The sequence below is a fragment of the Streptomyces sp. NPDC044003 genome, from assembly GCF_056435185.1.
Map to the genome: position 1 here is coordinate 587,692 of NZ_JBWKFA010000004.1, position 16,655 is coordinate 604,346.

Here is a 16,655-nt window from a genome sequence, read left to right on the forward strand (position 1 = left end):
CGTGCGTCACCTTCGGACTCCTTCGTCAGCCGATGGCCAAGGCTCCCAGGATAGGCGGGTGGCGGTCAGCGGCTCACTCGCCCCCGAGGAGCGTCCGGATCCGCTCCGCGGTGGCCGCGTCCCGTGCGGTCGTGAACGGCAGCGCGTTGCCCCCGGCGATACGGAACGGCTCCCCCGCGATCGTCGTCGTCGCGCCGCCCGCCTCCGCGACAAGGAGGAGCCCGGCGGCGTGGTCCCAGGCGTACTCCCAGCTGAAGGCGGTGCCGGAGAGCTCTCCGCGCGCCACGGCGAGGTATTCGAGCCCGGCCGAGCCGCAGGGGCGCGGACGGACGCCCTCGACCGACAGGCCCAGCAGGGCCCGCTTCTGGTCCGGGGTGGTGTAGTCGGGGTGCGAGGTGGCGACCTCCAGGACCTCGCCGGGCGCCGGCGAACCCGACCTGATCGCTTGCCCGTTGAGCGTGGCACCGCGTCCGCGGACCGCGACCGCCATCTGGTCCAGGGCGGGGGCGAAGGTCCAGGAGGCGAGCAGCTCGCCGTCCTTGGCGAGGGCGACGAGGGTGCAGAAGGCGGGGTCGCCGTGGACGAACTGGCGGGTGCCGTCGACCGGGTCGACGATCCAGACGGGGGCGTCGCCGCGCAGCGCCTCGTACACGGTGGGGTCGGCGTGGACGGCCTCCTCGCCGACGACCACGGAGCCGGGCAGCAGGGCGGTGAGGGAGGCGGTGAGGTGGGCCTCGGCAGCCCGGTCGGCGACGGTGACCAGGTCGTGCGGGCCGTTCTTCTCGATGATGTCGTCGGCGGCGAGCTGCCGGAAGCGCGGCATGATCTCGGCGGCGGCCGCCTTGCGGACGGCCTCCTCGACCTCGGTCGTACGGCCGCCGAGGACGCTTTCAAGGAAGTCTTCGATCATGCCTCCAGCTAAGCACGGGGCGCTGACATCCGGAATGCCGCCCTTGTCACCCCCCGTTTCCCCGGGGAGTACCCTTTGGCCGAGTTCACCCCTTACAGACAGGGAGGCTTCCGTGCACGGCGAGTACAAGGTCCCGGGCGGAAAGCTGGTGGTCGTCGACCTCGACACCGAGGACGGGGTCCTGCGGAACGTCCGGGTCGCGGGCGACTTCTTCCTGGAACCGGACGAGGCGATCCTCGCGATCGACGGGGCCCTCGAAGGCGCGCCGGTCGACACGGACGCCTCGGGGCTCGCGGCGCGGATCGACGCGGCGCTCCCGCCGGGCACGCAGATGTTCGGCCTGACCACGGAGGGCGTCGGGGTCGCGGTCCGCCGCGCACTCGCCCACGCCACGGACTGGACCGACTACGACTGGCAGCTGATCCACGAGCCGCCGCAGTCCCCCGCGCTCCACATGGCGCTCGACGAGGTCCTGACGGCCGAGGTCGCGTCCGGCCGCCGCCCGCCGACCCTACGGGTGTGGGAGTGGGGCGCCCCGGCCGTGGTGATCGGCAGCTTCCAGTCCCTGCGCAACGAGGTCGACCCGGAGGCGGCGGAGCGGCACGGCATCCAGGTGGTGCGCCGGATCAGCGGCGGCGGGGCGATGTTCATCGAGCCGGGCAACACGATCACGTACTCGCTCTCCGTCCCCGACGCCCTCGTGCAGGGCCTGTCCTTCACCGACAGCTACGCCTACCTCGACGACTGGGTGCTCGGCGCGCTCGGCGACATGGGGATCCGGGCCTGGTACCAGCCGCTCAACGACATCGCGACGGACGCCGGCAAGATCGCGGGCGCGGCGCAGAAGCGGCTGGTGGCGGGCGAGGGCGCGGTCCTGCACCACGTGACGATGGCGTACGACATCGACGCGGACAAGATGACGGAGGTGCTGCGGATCGGCCGGGAGAAGCTCTCCGACAAGGGCACGAAGAGCGCGAAGAAGCGCGTGGACCCGCTCCGCCGCCAGACGGGCCTCCCGCGCGAGACGGTGATCGCCCGCATGATCGCCTCCTTCCGCACCCGCTACGGCCTCGCGGAAGGCAGCCTCACAGAGGACGAACTGACCCGCGCGAAGGACCTGGCGGAGTCCAAGTTCGGCACGCCGGAGTGGACGTCCCGGGTGCCGTGACGGCCCTAGGGTGGCGGGATGCGTGTCGAGACGCCGGTGAAGCCCGGTCTGCGGATGGAGTGCGCCGACGGACGCCGGCTCGTGCTGCTGCAGGGCTCGACCCCGGTGCTGTTCGCCCGGCAGCGGGCCACCCACCGAGGGGTGCACTACGCGCGGACCGGCCGGTACGTCTCCCCGCTGGCGCCGCTGCGGGCCGAACGGGCGCGCGCGTTCGCGGAGTTCGCGGCGCCGGGCACGGAGGGATGGACGGCGCGCTGGGCCGCGCACGCGGAGACCGAGCTCCGGACGGCGGCCGCCGGGCCGCTCCACGCGGGCGAGTGGCGGCTCGGGCCCCAGGCGAACGGCTGGTTCGTGGACGGCAACTGGCCGAAGGTGCTGGCGCACGATCCCGACCGGGGCCATCTGACCTGGTTCGGGTACGGCGACCCGGCCGAGGACGCACGCGACCTGCTGCCGCTGCGGGCGCTCTCACCGGTGGAGGCGCCCCGGGTGCGGGCGTACCGACGCCAGTACCGGGAAGGGGTGCTGCCGCCGGTGTTCGCCTGGTGGATCAGCGGGCTCAACTCCCCCGTCGTCCTGGACGGCCACGACCGGCTGGCGGCGGCGCTCGCGGAGGGCGGCCGGCCCCGGGTGCTGGTCCTCTCGCGGACCGTGGACGCCGCCTGGGTGGAGCTCTGCGCGGCCCGCCCGGTCCGGGCGTACGAAGAGCGGGTCGCCGCCCTGGACGGCTCGGACGCCCGGATCCGGATCGCGAACGAGAGCCGCCGTCTCGCGGAGACACTCCGGTCGATCACGGACTCGCCCGACGTGACCCGGGCCTGGCCGTTCCCGGGCGGAGCCCCGGCCTGGGACGCGGCCGCCGCTGCGTACGTCCCCGGGTGGGCCCCCGACGCCGATCGCTGATCACCGCCCGGAGCCCGGAGCCCGGAACCTGGAGCCTGGAGCCTGGAGCACGGCGAACATCGGGCGTGGTCCGGGACCCTCGGTCACCAGTCCGGACCCGGGATCAGGTGACCCCGCCGCGCCCGCGTCGTTGATGCCCACGCGGGCCGGGACGGACGTGCGGAAACGTCTCCGCACCGTCGTCGGCCCCGGAACACGGTGTCGACAGGGCGGAGATCAGGTGGGACGGGCGAGGAAGCTCATGGCGGCGGTCGCGGGTGCGGTCATGGGGATGTGCCCCCTCGGTGTCGCGCCGCACGCGTACGCGGTCGTGGGCGGGCAGGAGGCACGGCCCCATCAGTACCCGTTCATGGTCGGGCTCGTGGATCGGGAAGAGCGGCGGGTGATGTGCGGCGGGGCACTGGTCGGCGAGCGGTACGTACTGACCGCCGCGCACTGTCTCACCGGCTCGTACAGCAGCACCGCGCGCGTGGGGGTGCTCCTCGGCGACCACGACCTGACGCGCGCGGACGACAGCCCGAACGCGGTGCTCGCGGCCCCGGCCTCGTTCCTCCCGCACCCGGGCTACGACCCGGCCACCCAGCGCGACGACATCGCGCTGATCCGGCTGGCCGAGCCGGTGGCGTTCAACCGTGACGTGCGCCCGGTCGCCCTGCCCGGCCGGTACGCCCACGGCACCTTCGACCACACCCAGGTCGAGGCCCCCGGCTGGGGCGCCACCTCCTTCGGGGGCCGCACCTCCGACGTCCTGCGGACCGTGGTCCTCGGCACCATGAGCAGTCCGACATGTGGCACCCGGGGCATGTCCGAGGTCACCGCCACGCAGCTCTGCACGTACGCGCCCGGGCGGGACACCTGTCAGTACGACTCCGGCGGCCCCCTGGTGCACACGGTCGCGGGGACGCCGTACCTGGTCGGTCTGGTCTCGTACGGGAAGGGGTGCGCGACCGACACCCCCGCCGTGAACACCCGGGTCTGGTCCTACCTCAGCTGGATCGGGAGGACCGCCGGGCGGCTGCCCCGCGCTTCATGAGGGCGGTGTAGAGGAGCAGGGCGGCGGCCAGGCCCACGGCCCAGCCGTAGTCGGCGAGCGGTTTGAGGAAGGGGATCAGGCCGTCCTCGGGGAACGGGCCCGCGCCCGGCGCCGAGTGGGAGCCGCCGACCGCGAGGACGCCGCCGACGATGAAGGCGAGGACGGCCGCCGGGTTCCAGCCTCCCCGGTACCAGTAGGGGCCGTCGGCCCGGTAGAGGCCTTCGAGGTCGAGGGCCGTCCGGCGGACGAGCCAGTAGTCCGCGATGAGGATGCCCGCGACCGTACCGAGGAGGCCGCCGACCAGGCCGAGCCAGGTGAAGATGTACAGCTCGGGGGTGGCCGTAAGCTTCCACGGCATGATCAGTACGCCCACCACGCCGGTGATCAGCGCGCCCGTACGGAAGTTCACAAGCCGCGGGGCGAGGTTGGCGAGGTCGTACGCCGGAGAGACGACGTTCGCCGCGATGTTCACGGAGAGGGTCGCCACCAGGACGGTGACGAGGGCGAAGAGGAGCCCGAAGACGTTGTCGGTCTTGGCGGCCAGGGCCACCGGGTCCCAGACCGGCGCCCCGTACACGGCCTGCGAGCCGGAGGTGACGAGCACCGAGAGCAGCGCGAACAGGGTCATCGTGGTGGGCAACCCGAGGGTCTGGCCCAGGACTTGGGACCGCTGGCCGGCGCCGAAGCGGGTGAAGTCCGGGATGTTGAGGCTGAGCGTGGCCCAGAAGGCGATCATGCCCATGAGAGCGGGGAAGAAGACGGGCCAGAAGTCGGGGCCCCAGCCGAGCTTCGACGGCTGGTCGAGGAGGGGTCCGAGGCCGCCCGCCTTGACCGTGATCCAGACGAGCAGGGCGAGCGCGCCGACGATGACGAAGGGCGCGGCCCAGTTCTCGAAGCGGCGCAGGGCCTCCATCCCCCGGTAGATGATGGCGAGTTCGAGCGCCCAGAAGAGCACGAAGCAGAGCCACAGCGTCCAGGGCTGCCCCGCGACCTTCGCGACGTCCGCCCAGCCGCCGCCGAAGACCTTGTCGAGCAGGACGAAGACGCCCTGACCGCCGATCCAGGTCTGGATGCCGAACCAGGCGCAGGCGACGCCGGCCCGGACGAGCGCGGGCAGATTCGCACCGCGCAGCCCGAAGGAGGCACGCGCGAGGACGGGGAAGGGGATGCCGTACTTCGGCCCGGCGTGCCCGGTGAGCAGCATCGGCACGAGGACGACGACATTGGCCAGGGCGATCGTGAGGACGGCCTGCTTCCAGTCCATGCCGAGGGCGACGAGACCGGAGGCGAGCATCCAGGAGGGGATGTTGTGGGCCATGCCGACCCAGAGGGCGGCGAAGTTGTACGTGGTCCAGCGGCGCCCGGCCACGGGGACGGGCAGCAGGTCGTCGTTGACGAAGCGGGGGTCGGCGGGTGCCGCACCGGGCGCGAGCTCGACGCGGCCGTCGTGCACACCGGAGGGGCCGGGTCTACCGGAGGACGAGGTTGTGGTCATGGACGGAACCCTTCGTTCGGGGGACGGAACGAGGCCGTGCGGGGCGTGGGGTTCTTGACCGGAAGGAGTCTTGTCCTGCGGGGCAGGGGCGTCAAGAGAAGCGGAACGCCCGGTCACCTGCCCGACGGGCGTAAATGCCCCTCTTGTGAGTGCGCTTGACGAGACGTCATCTTCGTGATGAACATTCCCACCGCCGTGACCTGATCTCGGACCGGAAGGTCGCTTCCCGCGCGCGGGAGGTGGCCTGCTTCGGCATGCCCTGAGGCGTGCGTGTGCCGAGGTCAGGCCCTCCACGTTCAGATGGGGATTTTCGTTGACAATGAAATACGGGCGGGCGATAGCGCACCGGTTTCAAGAGAAGACGACAAGGGCATTGCCGACACCCTGTCGAGTTGGTTCTCCGGCGACGGCGACGACAGGGCCGAACCGGACAGGCCGAACGAGCCTTCGACCGGAGGGACTCCAGTCCTCCCGAGCCGGGAGAGGCTACCGAAGGGCAAGGCTGCGGCGAAGCCGAAGCGCGTCGCGGAGCACAACATCACGCCGAACTCACGATGCGTACGGCTTCAGGCCCGGAGTCGTCTCCGGCGACGCTCGGCCGAGGATCGGCTCGACATACGAGAAGGGGCCCAGTGGTGGCAACGCTTTCGGACATTCAGGCCCTGTTGGGCGAACCTCGGTTCAACTCGTCGGACCCGGCACCGTGGACCGCGCTGGAGCGGGAGCTCGGCGTGGAATTCCCCGCGGACTTCCACGAGATCGTGGATGCCTACGGCTCGATCTCGGTCAACGGGCAGCTGTATCTGAAGCACCCCGCCCGTCATCTTCTGCACGATCTGGGCACGATGATCAGGCAGGACCTCGAGTTCTGGCGCGAGGAGGACATGGCCGAGTTCCTGCCGGATCCGGCAGGAACGAGCCCCGGTGAACTGCTGCCGGTGGCGACGGCCACGACGGGGGAGATGATCTTCCTCCGTGTTCCCGAGGAGCCCTCGTCGCCGTGGCGCGTCCTCGTTCAGGAGATGGACAGTCCGTCCTGGACTCTCTACGAGATGACGTTCGGCGAGTGGCTGCTCGCCTATCTCAAGGGGAGGGACGTGACGTTGTGCGCGCGTCACCGCGCTCCCGATGGACCCTTCTACGAGTTCCTGCCCTGACTTCGGGCGAAAACGACGTGAGCCCCGCCACCTTGTGGCGGGGCTCCTGTCGTTCCACGGGGCGCCCGAGACCTCGTTTCCGGCCGGATCGATCGGCATGTGGACCGTCGAAGGGGAGCCTCCGGGCCGTGCCGGCTCCTAACGTGGCGCCTCGGACGCAGGTCAGGTCGGGTTACCGGCCGGTCATCGAAAATCATTGCAGGGGCACCCTGTACCTGGCGGTGCGCAGCGGGGCCCTCCAGGACTACCGGCTCTCCCGGATCCACAGCGAGCTGTTGCGCACGGCGCAGAACTGGACCTGACACCGTGCGGTGTCGCCGCCCGCCGGCGGCGACACCGCACGGTTGTCGTGCATGTCGTGGAACGGTCAGGATCAGCGGGTGCCGAAGGAGTGGACGGTCGTCGAGCGGTAGGTCTGTCCCGGGCGGAGCACCGTCGACGGGAAGGACGGGTGGTTGGGCGAGTCGGGGAAGTGCTGGGTCTCCAGGCAGAAGCCGTCACCCTGGCGGTAGACCTTCCCGGAGGATCCCGCCAGCGTGGCGTCGAGGAAGTTCCCGCTGTAGAACTGCACGCCCGGCTCGGTGGTCGCGATCTCCATCACGCGGCCGTGGACGGGCTCCGTGACGGTCGCGACAGGCTGCGGGGTGTCGGTGAGTCCCTTGTCGAGCACGAAGTTGTGGTCGTAGCCGCGGCCGAAGACGACCTGCGGGTGCGCGTCGCGGATGTCCCGGCCGATGGGCTTGCTGTCGCGGAAGTCGAAGGGGGTGTGCGCGACCCCGGCGAGTTCGCCGGTCGGGATGAGGGTGGAGTCGACGGGGGTGTAGCGGGACGCGGCGATCCTCAGGGTGTGGTCGAGGATGCTGCCGCTGCCTTCGCCCGCGAGGTTGAAGTACGTGTGGTTGGTGAGGTTCACGACGGTGGCCCTGTCCGTGACGGCCTCGTAGTCGATGCGGAAGTCGCCGCGGGGCGTGAGGACGTAGTCGACCCGGACGCGCAGGGTGCCGGGGTACCCCATCTCGCCGTCGGCGCTGACGTAGCGCAGGGTGAGGCCGGTGTCCCGCCCTCGCGCGTACGGCTCGACGTCCCACACCCGCTTGTCGAAGCCCTTGTCCCCGCCGTGCAGGCTGTTCGGGTCGTCGTTGACCGGGAGTCGGTACGTTCTGTCGTCGAGTGTGAAGGCGCCGCCGGCGATGCGGTTGCCGTAGCGGCCGATGATCGCGCCGAAGTACGGGCTGCCCGCCACGTAGTCCTCGAGGTTGTCGAAGCCGAGCGACACATTCGCGTACCGCCCACGCCGGTCGGGTATGTCGAGGCCCTGGACGATGCCGCCGTACGACAGCACGCGCAGCCGGGTGCCTCCCGCGGCCACCGTCCAACGGTGGACGCGTGTGCCGTCGGGAAGGGTCCCGAAGAGCTCCTTCACCGGCCTTCCACCCCGCCGTTCCGCGCCTCCCGACGCGAACGCCGGGGCCGTCCCGACGACCGCTGCCGCCACTCCGGCGGCGCCCGCCGCCATCACCGTACGTCTGTTGATGGTCATGTCGTTGTGGCTCCTTGACACAGAGAGTCCGTTGCTTCGTCGCAGGTACGAGGGCGCGGCCGTCAGCGCTGCAGCGTCAGCAGACCCGGCCGGTAGGGCAGGAGGCCGTAGTCGACGCCGTCGGAGCCGGGGCTGCGTCCCTGGTAGAGCAGTCGCAGATGGCAGGGATCGACGGTCATGGTCTGATCGGCGCCGGTGCGGATCAGTTCGCCGTGGCTGATGTCGTTGGTCCACGTGGCGCCGCTGTTGGCCTTGCCGGCGAAGGGGTTGTTCTCGGTCGCGGTCTGGGGTGTCCACGAGCCGTTCAGGCCGGTGGCCGTGAACGAGCGGAAGTACCGGCCCTGCGAGCCGATCGCCTCGACGATCATGAGGTAGCGGTTCTGGCCCTTGAGCTTGTAGACCTGCGGGGCTTCGAACAGGTTGTTCGTCGTGTCGCTCATGATCACTGTCGAGCTCGTGCCGAAACTGCCCGGGAAGTTCCCGATCGGCATACTGGCCCGGTAGATCTTGCCGTTGTCACCGGCGAAGAACAGGTACATGTTCGTCCCGTCACCGATGAGCGTCTGGTCGATGGGGCCCGTTCCGGAGCCGGCGATGGTTCCGGAGAAGAGCTCCTTCGGTGATGACCAGCCGTTCGGGTTGGTGGGGTCGTTCGATGTCCGGTAGGAGAAGGCGGTCGCACCCCACTGGTAGGTGAGCACCCAGATGTTCTTCGGCGCGAAGTAGAAGAGCGTCGGCGCGACGGCGGAGCTCGACATCGTGTTCTGGCCGGCCGAGGCCATCTCCGACCAGTCGGTGAACGGGCTGAAGTTCATCGAACCCCAACTCGTCCCGGTGTCGTGCGTCGTCGCGTAGACGAGCTGCTTGCCGTTGTACGGGACGACGGTGAAGTCCTTGAGCGAGACCCAGCCCGACCTGGGCTGCGCCAGCGCGCCCGTCGAGCTCCAGCGATAGGTCGACGGAAGATCGCACACACCGGGATCGCCGGAACCGACCTGGACCAGCTGCCACTGCTGGTTGTTGCCGCCCCAGTCGTCGTACTGGACGACGTTCGCGCCGTCGGCGGTGGAGCCGCCCTGCACTTCGAGGGCCTTGTTGCTGTGGCGCGCGATCAGCCGCACGTAGCCACCCGAACTGTCGGCGAGCCGCCACTGCTGGTTGGCGGCGTTCAGATCGGTCCACTGGACGATCGGGGCGCCGTTGGCGGTGGACCCGCCCTGGACGTCCAGCACCTTGCCGGAGTGGCGGGACTTGACGCGGTAGTAGCCGCCTCCGGCGTCGACGAACTGCCACAGCTGCTGGTTCTGGTCGTTCCTGGTCCACTGGGTGATACGCGCGCCGTCGTCGGTCGCCAGGTTGTAGACGTCCAGGGCCTTGCCGCTGGTGCGGTTGACCAGCACGTACGAGGCGTTGGGGTCGACGGTCGCCGCGGCGGCGGGCGGGGCACCGAGGAGCGTGGCCCCGAGCAGTAAGGACGACAGGACCGCGAGGACGAGACTCAGGACCAGGGGCGGATGGCGAAACCGCATCAGTACAGCTCCTTCTGGGATTCGGGGACGGGATAGGGGTGAAGGTGGCCGCACATGCCGAAGAGCCGGTGCTCCGGGCGCTCCAGGCGTGACACTTCACCGTGGTCGAGGTGGGAGAGGTCTCCGGCCTTGAGCCCTTCCAGCTGACGGCCGGTCTCTTCGGCGGCGGCCAGGGGGCCGTCACGCCAGCGGATCCGCCAGTCGTCCAGGAGCTCGCTCTTCAGGCGGTGGGCCGCGATGTGGAACTGCCGCAGCCCGCCCTCGCGCAGGGCCAGGAAGCCCTCGAGTGCCAGGTCGCGGCGGCGGCGCGCTGCCGCCTCCGGGTCGCCTGTCAGGGCGGCCGCCTCCTGGTAGGCGTGGGGATCGGCCAGCACAGGAGGGGGGAAGGTGAAGACGGCGTCGCCGGCCTCGGGAAGTCCGCTGTTCTGCATGAGCACCACGAGCCGCAGGCCGCCGCCGTTGACGAGGCGGTGGATCGTGCCGGGGGTGAACCAGACGACGTCGCCGGGGTGCAGCGGGGTGTCGGCGAAGCCCGAGGCGGCGAGAGTCTGGACGCTGCCCGCGCCGTCGATGACGACGTAGGCCTCGGAGCAGACGAGGTGCATATGGGGGGTGCCCCCGCACAGCCCGTCGGCGGCCTCCCAGTCGTACACGGTCAGCCCGGAGATCCCCACGCTGCCGGGGAGCCGGGTCACCACGGGTGTTCCGCGACATGGCGGGTCAGACGCCCGCGGGTCCATGCGCCGTCGGCCACGACGATCCGGTAGCGGCGCGACAGGATGTCACCCGGGGCCAGCGTCAGTTCCTTGTCGAACGCCAGGGACGGGTTGACGGCGGGGATGGGCTCACTGCGCACGAACCAGTGGCCGGGGACGTCCGGATCGTCCAGGAACAGGAGCGTGGAGGAGTGGTCGACCTCGTCGTGCCTGCCGATGAAGGCCAGCCAGTCGCCCTGCTCGCCCATCGCGGGCCCGATCACGTCGCCGCCGGTGAAGTCGCGCGGGCCGCGCCAGAAGAGGCCGGAGTATCCGGCGAGCTCTCTGCCCTGTGTGCCCGGGCTGCCGAACATCAGGGCGGTGTCGTGGACGTTGGTCAGCGCGGTGGTGACCTCCAGGGTCCAGGAGTCGGACTCGACGTCGCGTGCGGTGAGCGTGCGGCGCTCGTCGATCCAGTGCTCCCCCGCCATCGTGTGCCAGGCCAGGTCCTCGGTGATGACGGCGCGGCCGTGGCCCGTCCCGGCGGACACCGTGAGGCTGCGCATCGTGCCCAGGTTCGGCAGGTCCACGTAGCCCCGGCCGCGCAGATAGGTGCCGCCGCCCCAGAAGTTCTGCCCCGACACCCACGACGCCGTGAGCTGGACGCCCTTGTGCCAGCGGTGGTCGTGCGGCCGGTACCCGGTGACCACGTCGCCGGCGAGCGTGCGCACCGGATGCAGATAGGGCTTCGGCGCCTCGAAGGGGTCCATGACCGGCCGGTGCACATACCGGAAGAGGTCGACGCCGCGAGTCCGGACGATCAGCGAGTCCTCGTCGTCGAGGAGTTCGAACGTCATCGGAACACCTCCGGGTGTCCTCCGTTGAGCGAGGCGTAGAACGGGTCGGCCGCGTCGATCTCCCCGCGCCGGACCGGCAGTCCGGTGATCGCGGCCTTGTACAGGGCGGTCACCAGTTCCATGGTGGATCTGCCGAGGTCGGGCCGGATCCCCGCCTCGTAGCCGTCCAGGAAGGCCGCGAGCTGGGCGGTGTGCGAGCTGGGCAGGTCGTCCGGCGGGTCCCACTTCACGCCGGGCGACCTGGGGGTGAACGTCCAGTCCGCGTTGGAGTAGCCGTACAGATGACGCAGCTCGACCGTGGCCTCGCTGAGGTCGAACCGCAGGTAGCTCTCCTCGCGGGGGGAGAGGACGCTGTTGACGACCGTCGCGACGGCTCCGTTCTCGAACCGGACCAGGGCCGTGGACACGTCCTCGGTCTGGACGTCGCGCTCCAGACGGCCGGCCATCGCGCGCACCTCGGCCCATTCCCCGAGCACCGCGAGCATCAGGTCCATCTGGTGGATGCCGTGGCCCATCGTCGGGCCACCGCCCTCGCTCTCCCACGTGCCGCGCCAGGGCACCTCGTAGTAGGCGTCGTCGCGGTACCACGCCGTGACGCACTGCGCGACCAGCGGACGGCCCAGCGCCCCGGCCGCGATCAGGTCGCGCAGGTACCGGGCCCCCGTGCCGTACCTGTGCTGGAACACCGCGCCCGCGGCGGCGGCCCCTTCGGCGGCATGGATCCGGTCGAGCTCGGCCAGCGACAGCGCCACCGGCTTCTCGCACCACACCCACGCCCCCGAGTCCAGGCAGGCCACGGCCTGGTCGGCGTGGAGGAACGGGGGCGTGCACAGGTGCACGAGGTCCGGCCGTTGCTCTTCGAGCATCGTGTGCAGGTCGGTGTAGACCGCGGGAATGCCGTGTTCGGCCGCGAACGCCTCGGCGCGCGCGGCGTCCACGTCCACGGCCGCCACGATCGCGGCCCGGTGCGCCTGGGCCCGGAGGGCGGGAACGTGGCAGATGCCGGCGATCCCGCCCGTTCCGACGATCGCCGTTCTGATCATCCGCCCAGCACCTCCTTGATCGAGTCGTAGGCGGGCTTGGGCCGCAGGTTCTCGTCGTAGGGCAGCGCGGCGCCCTCGCCGGGGAAGACGGAGGGGATCCACGAGTACTTGTCCGTGTAGTCCCAGATGGTGACGCCGACGCATTTCTCGACCGCCAGGCAGGCCTTGACGTAGTCGGCGTACCAGGTGGCCTGGGTGGCGAGCTTCTCCGGGGTCGCGGGGAGGTTCATCCGGATGTCGAGCTCGGTGACCGCCACCTCGACCCCGAGGTCGGCGAAGCGCTGCATGTTCTGCCGGACGTCGGAGGGGAAGCCGTACTGGAGCGCCAGATGGCCCTGGATGCCGAGGCCCTCCACCGGGACGCCGTCGGCCTTCAGCTGCTTGATCAGGGTGTAGTAGGCGTCGCTCTTGGGGCCGATGCCGTCGATGTTGTAGTCGTTGAGGTACAGCTTGGCGTGCCGGTCGGCCTCGTGTGCCCAGCGCAGGGCGTCGGCGATGTAGCCGGGGCCGAGCGTCTTGTAGAAGAGCGATTCGCGGTAGGTACCGTCCTCGTTGAAGGCCTCGTTGACGACGTCCCAGTGGATCACCCGACCCTTGAAGTGACGGACCTCCGTCTGTATGTGGTTCTTGAGGACGGCACGCAGCTCGTCGGCGGTCCACGTGCCCTCGGTGAGCCAGTCGGGGAGCTGGTTGTGCCAGAGGAGCGTGTGGCCGCGGACCTTCTGGTGGTGGGCCTTGGCGAAGGCGACGACCTGGTCGGCGGCGGTGAAGTCGAAGACGCCGCGCCGGGGTTCGGTGGCGTACCACTTCATGGCGTTGCCGGGGGTGGTCTGCCCGAACTCGCTGCCGAGGAGCTTCAGATAGGCGGCGTCGGTGAACTCGGGGTTGTCGGTCGCGGAGCCGAAGTACTTGTGGTGCTTCTTGGCCAGTTCGCCGAGCGTGCTGGGGCGGGACTCGGCGGCCGCGGGCGCGGCGGCGAGGCCGGCCGCGAGGCAGACGGCGGCGGACAGGGCGATGAGATGCCGGGACATGGGCATGACGGACTCCTCGGGTGCTGGACGGTTCAGTCGAGGACGATCGTGGTCAGCGCGCGTGGGGCGAGCGTCGCCGTGAGGGTCGTGCCGTGCGTGGAGACGATGTCGGCCGGGGTGATCGAGCGGGTCTCGTCGGTGACGTAGCCGTCGGGGTGCCGGTCGTGCCCGCCGCGAAGGGAGAAGGCGGCGGAGCGCTCGGTGGTCGCGGTGTTGAGGATCTCGATCACGCGGCTGCCGTCGGTGTTGCGGAAGGCGGTGACCTGAAGTGCCGGGTCTGCGTTGGTGACGGGCACGCGGACGGCGTCGGGGCGGATGAACCGGCTGAAGGCGGCCAGCGCCCAGTACCGCTTGGACACCCGGTAGCCGTCACCGGGGTTGGCGAGTTGGATGAGACCCCGGGTCGCGCCGAGGGACGCGCCGGTCCAGTAGACGTAGGCGTTGGCGTTGCCGACGGTCAGGGTGTGCTGGATGTCGGCCGCGACGGTGAGACCGTCGTAGCCGCTGCCGTCGTCCCAGTTCTCGTTCCAGGTGGAGCCGTCCGGCGACCATTCCGACATCCACACGCGCTTGTCGGTGGGCTGCGGGACGTCCGTCGGACCGCTGTAGCGGTGACCGGTGACGGTCCGCACGGCCTTGTCGGCCGCGGGGTCCGCCTCGATGGCCCGGGTGTAGGCGACCTGGCGGTCCCAGCCGGCGGCGTCGCAGCAGACCAGCTCGGTCTTCAGTCCGGATGCGCGAACGGTCGGCCCGAGCACCTTGAGGAAGTCGACGGCCTGCTGCGGGGTGAACCGCATCGAGGCGTAGGTCGCCGTCCAGTCGGGTTCGTTGGTGAACCCCAGGTCGGTGATCCCGATGCCTTCCTGCCGGTAGAACTTCACGTACTGGACGAGGTAGTTCGCGTAGGCCTGACGCCATTCGGGCCGGAGCTCACCGCCGTCGTTCTCGCTTCCGTTGGTCTTCATGAAGGCCGGGGCGCTCCAGGCGTCGGCGACGAACCGTCGGACGCCGTACGCCTTGGCCTCCTTGGCGAGCCAGACCTGGCCGCCGTCCCAGCCGTCCCAGACGTACGTCGGGACGGCGTCCGGACCGCCGGGATCGGCCGGCTGGATCGTCGGCATGTGGTCGTAGACCCTGTCGGTCGACGACCCGATGCCCAGGCGCAGGATCGAGAGGCCCGCGCCCTTCTCCTTGCTGAGCAGCAGGTCGAGCACCTCGCGCTGCTTGGCCGGGCTGAGGCCTCGCGCGCCGTGCAGCAGGTCGGCCCGCTGGAAGGCCATCGAGAAGCCGAATCCGTCGACGGTCTGGAGTTCGGCACGGAAGTCGATGGTGGGTCGCGCGACGTCGGCGGCGGGTCGTACGGGGTCGGAGGCGGGTCGTACGGGGTCGGAGGCGGCCTGCGACGTCGACGCGAACAACAGGACGGCTGCCAGTGCGGTCAGGCGTTTCACGGGGTCTCCTCGGGGGGTGGAGGTCGCGCGGGGCGGGTCAGCCCTTGGTGGCTCCCGCGGTGAGGCCGCCGATCAGCTGTCGCTCGGCGACGGCGTAGAAGGCGAGGGCGGGGACCATGGCGAGCACGATGTAGGCGAGGACGCGCGCGTAGTCGGTCGAGTACTGGCCCTGGAACTGCTGGACTCCGACGGGGATCGTCTGCCATTGCGGATCGTTGAACACCAGCAGCGGCAGGAAGAAGTTGTTCCAGCTCGCGACGATCGCCAGTACCGAGACCGTGCCGAGCGCCGGCCGGGCCATCGGCAGCAGGATCTTCCAGAAGAAGCGGAACTTGCCGCAGCCGTCCATGATGGCGGCCTCCTCGACCTCCGCCGGGATGGTCCGGAAGAAGCCGCGCAGAATGATGATCGTCATGGGGAGCCCGAAGGCGGCCTGCGGGAGGATCACTCCGAGCGGGTTGTCGAGCAGGTCGAAGGTGCGCAGCAGCAGGAAGAGCGGCAGGACGGCCACCGCGAACGGGAACATCAGCCCGATCGTGAAGAGCATGTAGAACAGCTCGCGGCCCCGGAAGGCGTAGCGGGCCAGCGCGAACGCCGCCATGGCGGAGGCCGCCACCGTGCAGACCGTCGTGCCGATCGCGATGCCGGCACTGTTGGCGATCTGCCGCCAGAACATTCCGTCGCCGAGGATGCCGGTGTAGTTGCCGGTCTTCCAGTGCTCCGGCAGCCCGAACGGATTGGTCGTCAGCTCGCCGGTGCTCTTGAACCCGGAGATCACCGCGTAGATCAGCGGCACGACGACGAACGCGGCGATCAGCCAGACCACGGCGTGCATCGACAGGCCGCGTGCCGCCCTGCGGGCGTTCATCGGCCACCTCCCGTGGTGACGGCCCCGCTCAGGTCACGGCGGAGCACATAACGCTGGTAGAAGAGGGAGAAGACCAGGCTGATCATGAACAGCACGACGCTGATCGCACTGGCGTAGCCGACCTGGTAGCGCTTGAACCCGAACTGGAACATCGAGATCGCCATCGTCTCGGAGGAGTGGTTGGGACCGCCCGCGGTCATGACCCAGACGAGGTCGAAGAGCTGGATGGCCCCGATGACCGACAGGAAGACGCTGATCCGGATCGTCGGGCCGAGCAGCGGCAGCGTCACGTACCGGAAGCGCTGCCAGACACCGGCGCCGTCGATGGCGGCGGCATCGAGGATCTCGCGCGGGATGCCCTGCAGCCCGGCGAGGAAGAGCATCATGTGGAATCCGAAGTACTTCCAGGTCATCACCACGAACAGGGTCGGCATCACCGTCGAGGGGTCGGCGAGCCACTTGCCCTGCAGCCCCTCCAGGCCCAGGGCGCCGGCGAGATGGTCGGCCATGCCGTCACCGGGAAGGAAGATCATGGTGAAGAGGACCGCCGTGACCACCTCGGACAGGATGTACGGCGCGAAGAACAGCATCCGGTAGACGGCCCGGCCGCGCAGCTTCTGGTTGAGCAGGACCGCGGTGAACAGCGCGAAGGGCAACTGCACCGTGATCGACAGGACGATCAGGTAAAGACCGCGCCCCATGTCCCCGAGGAAGACCTGATCGGCGAACAGCCTGGTGTAGTTCTCGAAGCCGACGAAGTCGTCCATGGGGCCGATCCCGCCCCACTTGAAGAAGCTGGTGCGGACGGCGACGGCGATCGGGGCGAGGACGAAGACGAGGAAGAGGACCAGAGCCGGGACGAGGAACCAGGCGATCGACGCCCAGCTGCCCAGCTCGCGCGCGAGCGACCGGGCCGGGGCGGGCGGGCGCACCGGTACGGCGTCCTCCGTCCGCTCCTCGGCCGGGTCCACGGTC

General features: G+C 70.1%; 15 protein-coding genes. 4 read left to right on the forward strand and 11 right to left on the reverse strand.

The annotated features are described in order from the left end of the window. Positions 1-73: 73 nt before the first annotated feature. Complete coding sequence (locus AC07AW_RS19810) at positions 74-910, reverse strand: inositol monophosphatase family protein (RefSeq protein ID WP_478816766.1); 837 nt, start codon at positions 908-910, stop codon at positions 74-76. A gap of 112 nt (positions 911-1,022) precedes the next feature. Between AC07AW_RS19810 and AC07AW_RS19815 the strand changes: the two genes are divergently transcribed. The 3 genes from AC07AW_RS19815 to AC07AW_RS19825 all read left to right on the forward strand — a co-directional run bounded on the left by AC07AW_RS19815 (position 1,023) and on the right by AC07AW_RS19825 (position 4,014). Continuing rightward, on the forward strand, positions 1,023-2,078 hold the full coding sequence (locus tag AC07AW_RS19815; protein WP_478816767.1) for a lipoate--protein ligase family protein: 1,056 nt from the start codon (positions 1,023-1,025) through the stop codon (positions 2,076-2,078). An 18-nt stretch (positions 2,079-2,096) separates the two neighbouring features. Continuing rightward, entirely contained in the window at positions 2,097-2,981 is an 885-nt protein-coding gene (locus AC07AW_RS19820) for a hypothetical protein (protein WP_478816768.1), read from the forward strand. Positions 2,982-3,201: 220 nt separating this feature from the next. Next, on the forward strand, positions 3,202-4,014 hold the full coding sequence (locus AC07AW_RS19825) for a serine protease (RefSeq protein ID WP_478816769.1): 813 nt from the start codon (positions 3,202-3,204) through the stop codon (positions 4,012-4,014). Here the strand turns inward: AC07AW_RS19825 and AC07AW_RS19830 are convergent. Beyond that, on the reverse strand, positions 3,968-5,509 hold the full coding sequence (locus AC07AW_RS19830) for an NCS1 family nucleobase:cation symporter-1 (protein ID WP_478816770.1): 1,542 nt from the start codon (positions 5,507-5,509) through the stop codon (positions 3,968-3,970). The genes AC07AW_RS19825 and AC07AW_RS19830 overlap by 47 nt on opposite strands. 635 nt (positions 5,510-6,144) lie before the next feature. Between AC07AW_RS19830 and AC07AW_RS19835 the strand changes: the two genes are divergently transcribed. Next, on the forward strand, positions 6,145-6,666 hold the full coding sequence (locus tag AC07AW_RS19835) for an SMI1/KNR4 family protein (protein ID WP_478816771.1): 522 nt from the start codon (positions 6,145-6,147) through the stop codon (positions 6,664-6,666). 373 nt (positions 6,667-7,039) lie between these two features. Here AC07AW_RS19835 and AC07AW_RS19840 read toward each other — a convergent pair whose 3' ends face one another. The 9 genes from AC07AW_RS19840 to AC07AW_RS19880 all read right to left on the reverse strand — a co-directional run bounded on the left by AC07AW_RS19840 (position 7,040) and on the right by AC07AW_RS19880 (position 16,573). After that, complete coding sequence (locus AC07AW_RS19840; protein ID WP_478816772.1) at positions 7,040-8,206, reverse strand: aldose epimerase family protein; 1,167 nt, start codon at positions 8,204-8,206, stop codon at positions 7,040-7,042. Positions 8,207-8,268: 62 nt separating this feature from the next. After that, complete coding sequence (locus tag AC07AW_RS19845; protein ID WP_478816773.1) at positions 8,269-9,735, reverse strand: non-reducing end alpha-L-arabinofuranosidase family hydrolase; 1,467 nt, start codon at positions 9,733-9,735, stop codon at positions 8,269-8,271. Further along, entirely contained in the window at positions 9,735-10,475 is a 741-nt protein-coding gene (locus AC07AW_RS19850) for a cupin domain-containing protein (protein ID WP_478816774.1), read from the reverse strand. Before AC07AW_RS19850 ends, AC07AW_RS19845 begins: the two co-directional genes overlap by 1 nt. Next, positions 10,427-11,287 carry a DUF6807 domain-containing protein gene (locus AC07AW_RS19855; RefSeq protein ID WP_478816775.1) on the reverse strand — a complete coding sequence of 287 codons (861 nt, stop codon included), beginning with the start codon at positions 11,285-11,287 and terminating at the stop codon, positions 10,427-10,429. Before AC07AW_RS19855 ends, AC07AW_RS19850 begins: the two co-directional genes overlap by 49 nt. Continuing rightward, entirely contained in the window at positions 11,284-12,330 is a 1,047-nt protein-coding gene (locus AC07AW_RS19860; protein ID WP_478816776.1) for a Gfo/Idh/MocA family protein, read from the reverse strand. The genes AC07AW_RS19855 and AC07AW_RS19860 overlap by 4 nt, the downstream gene beginning before the upstream one ends. Next, entirely contained in the window at positions 12,327-13,367 is a 1,041-nt protein-coding gene (locus tag AC07AW_RS19865) for an endo-1,4-beta-xylanase (RefSeq protein ID WP_478816777.1), read from the reverse strand. The genes AC07AW_RS19860 and AC07AW_RS19865 overlap by 4 nt, the downstream gene beginning before the upstream one ends. A 26-nt stretch (positions 13,368-13,393) precedes the next feature. Beyond that, on the reverse strand, positions 13,394-14,812 hold the full coding sequence (locus tag AC07AW_RS19870; protein ID WP_478816778.1) for a glycoside hydrolase family 30 protein: 1,419 nt from the start codon (positions 14,810-14,812) through the stop codon (positions 13,394-13,396). A gap of 37 nt (positions 14,813-14,849) precedes the next feature. Then, positions 14,850-15,680, reverse strand: coding sequence for a carbohydrate ABC transporter permease (locus AC07AW_RS19875; protein ID WP_478816779.1), 831 nt, complete (start codon positions 15,678-15,680; stop codon positions 14,850-14,852). Next, a complete protein-coding gene (locus AC07AW_RS19880; RefSeq protein ID WP_478816907.1) occupies positions 15,677-16,573 on the reverse strand; it encodes a carbohydrate ABC transporter permease in 897 nt (298 codons plus the stop codon). The genes AC07AW_RS19875 and AC07AW_RS19880 overlap by 4 nt, the downstream gene beginning before the upstream one ends. Positions 16,574-16,655 lie beyond the last annotated feature (82 nt).